This is a genomic window from Varibaculum sp. C0165D1 (assembly GCF_056590355.1).
This window is the reverse complement of the sequence record NZ_JBWPVY010000014.1, coordinates 1-594: the sequence shown is the minus strand read 5'-3', so window position 1 is coordinate 594 and position 594 is coordinate 1. Positions and strand designations below refer to the sequence as shown.

1 rRNA gene is annotated in these 594 nt (G+C 51.5%); it reads right to left on the bottom strand.

The annotated features are described in order from the left end of the window. A 23S ribosomal RNA gene (locus AC1EKS_RS08955) occupies positions 1 to 594 on the bottom strand; the annotation flags it as partial.

Genomic DNA, 594 nt, shown 5'->3' with positions numbered 1-594 from the left:
CTCACAACGCAGCTTTTCTAGACAGCACAGACCAACCCTGTTATCGACCCAAAAAGGCCCCACCATCACCTCTGACCCTTATGTCTCCCGGATTTGACCTAGAAGACAGGCTACAGGCTTGAACACGGTAAACCATCACCGCGCCAGGCAATCTCACTGTGTCACCACGAAGCTAAAACACTCAAACCAAAAACCCAAAACCCCAAAGATCACTAAACCCCCGAAAGGGAAAAGCAACCTAAATAGGGCGTCAAGCTTAAAAGAAAAAGCGCTAAAAAACGGTCCTATCCCGGTAGCAGAATATCAACTGCTCAACCATCGACTACGCCTGACGGCCTCGCCTTAGGACCCGACTAACCCAGGGCGGATAAACCTTCCCCTGGAACCCTTAGTTTATCGGCGCCAGTGATTCTCACACTGGACTCGCTACTCATGCCTGCATTCTCACTCCCACACCACACACGACCCATCACCAGGCCGCTACAACAATGCAGGACGCTCCCCTACCCCACAACACAAAAAGCGTTGTAGTCACAGTTTCGGTGGCATGCTTAAGCCCCACTACATTATCGGCGCACAATCACTCGACCAGTA